We start from the raw sequence: 2,142 nt of genomic DNA, 5'->3' as shown, positions 1-2,142 counted from the left end.
GGCATCAGCAGACGGTTTCGTCCGCTGATGCCCGCTTCGTTCGTTAGGCCCGCCGATTCTGCGGACCGCCAATGGCGTTTTTAAGCCACGTCCGGCGGGCAATTACCCACAGCAAGCACACATGCCCCCAGCCCAGGAACCAGCCAGCCAAGACGTCGGTGGGGAAGTGGACATGGACATAGATGCGGGAGAAGCCGATGGCAACAATGAACAGTGTTAACAGCACAACGGCCGTTGTCTTCCACCAGCGGGTCCGCTGGGTGATGAGCAGAAAGAGGATCAAGGCACCATAGATCGCCATGCTGCTGTCAGAGTGGCCGCTGGGGAAACTGTAGCCCCCTTGTTCAATCAAGTGGGGCAGGGTCGGCCGGGCCCGCTGAATAATCATCTTGATAATCAGATTGATTAGGCTGCCGGCAATCGCGGCTGCCCCGACGAACACGCCCCAGCGCCACTGGCGGGTACTGACCAGGAGAATGACGATCAGCACCGTGATGGCGATCAGGTTCACTGGATTGGCCGAGCGGGTGATCATCAGCATCACCTGGGTCATTGGCGGCGTGGTCACGGCATTGGCGAGGTGTTGACCCGCCAAATCAATGGTCTGAATGAAAGGCGCGCGTATCGCCACACCAATCAAAAAGACCAGAAAAATGATATAATTTCCTGCCGCCAGCCATGCGGCGCGGTGTTGAGGCGTCATATTTGGTAAACATCCTTTCGATTTCTGCTCCACAAGTGGGTAATGATTCCATTATAATAGAATCAGCAATCAAAATCTGACGAAATCAAGGGTGAATATCATTGGCGAGTCGAGTCGCACGAATCCATGAACAAAGATTAGCTGCCCGCCGCTTGCGGCGCAAGCAGCTGCTGGCGGGGACCGGTACCGTGGCGGCGTTGTCAAGTTTGGGCATCGGCGTCCTGGGGGCCGTCCGCGGCCATGCCGAGGCGACCGGTCAAGTGACGGCTGCACCGCCTTCGAGTACGGTTTTCACTGACCCCGACCAGACCCATTCCCAGTTCATCAAGACCATCGGCGAATCTGCCCGGGACTTGGCGAATAAAAATGACCTTTACGCCTCGGTGATGATCGCCCAGGCGATTTTGGAGAGCAGTTGGGGCCAAAGCGGTCTGGCGGCCGCGCCGAATTACAATCTATTCGGCATCAAGGGCAGTTTCAATAATCAGTCGGTGAACATGGCCACCCAAGAAGACGACGGTACCGGCAAGCGCTACACGATCAATGCCGGCTTCCGCAAGTACGACAACTATACCCAGTCGCTCCAAGATTACGTGACGCTGCTCAACCACAGCATGTATGCCGGCGCCCACAAGAAGAACGCCGCCACGTACCAGGACGCCACGAAGTTCCTCACTGGCCGGTACGCCACGGCGACGGACTACAATACGCATCTGAACACGCTGATCGAGCGCTACCACCTGACGGATTACGATAAGCCGGCGGGCAAACTGGTGGTGACCACCTACACGGTCAAAGCCGGTGATTCCGTCGCCGGGATTGCGGCGCAGTATGGTGTCTCCATGAGTCAAATCGTGTCGTTGAACAATCTGGACGCCAGCACGATGACGATTTATCCGGGTCAGGTGCTGAAGATCAAGGAACAATACGTACAGACCCAGCCGGCCGCACCTGCGGCGACGACCCAAACGACCACGAACACGACGCCCGCCAAGCCGACTTATGACCACAGCCACACCGTGGTCGCCGGCGATTCCTTGGCCAGCATCGCAAAGCAGTACAAGATGACGACGGATGAATTGAAATCCGTCAACGATCTCCAGTCCAATTTAATTTTAGTGGGGCAAACATTAAAAGTCCGTTAGCCCTTGAATCCCCGTTCCGCCTATGGTAACCTTGGAGCAATCGATACTCTGACAGGTGGTCTAAATGAGTAACCGGCAAGAACGTTCCAGAAAGACTGCGGTCGTTGCGAGCAGTTGCGTTCACCCCGGCGAACTGGTTAGACAGACCGTTCAGCTGAACCAAGTAAGCCGAACCGCCGGGTGCGTTAACCCCTTCGAGCGCGTCGCAAGACGAAAATAGGTGGCACCGCGGTACACAACCGTCCTATGAGACCCCAGTGGTTTCGTGGGGCGTTTTTTGTACTTCCGCGGGGG

2 protein-coding genes are annotated in these 2,142 nt (G+C 56.6%); one reads left to right on the top strand and one right to left on the bottom strand.

Translation table 11 applies throughout. The annotated features are described in order from the left end of the window. Nucleotides 1–43: 43 nt before the first annotated feature. Nucleotides 44–703 (bottom strand): phosphatase PAP2 family protein, encoded by a 660-nt coding sequence (locus tag L248_RS12355; RefSeq protein WP_022530580.1) that lies wholly within the window; start codon nt 701–703, stop codon nt 44–46. Between the two features lie 101 nt (nt 704–804). Between L248_RS12355 and L248_RS12350 the strand changes: the two genes are divergently transcribed. Beyond that, on the top strand, nt 805–1,848 hold the full coding sequence (locus L248_RS12350; protein WP_081701322.1) for a glucosaminidase domain-containing protein: 1,044 nt from the start codon (nt 805–807) through the stop codon (nt 1,846–1,848). The last annotated feature ends 294 nt before the right edge of the window (nt 1,849–2,142 follow it).

Source organism: Schleiferilactobacillus shenzhenensis LY-73 (genome assembly GCF_000469325.1).
GTDB lineage: Bacteria > Bacillota > Bacilli > Lactobacillales > Lactobacillaceae > Schleiferilactobacillus > Schleiferilactobacillus shenzhenensis.
Note: the sequence above shows the minus strand (reverse complement) of the source record. Positions and strands in the feature narration are given on the sequence as shown.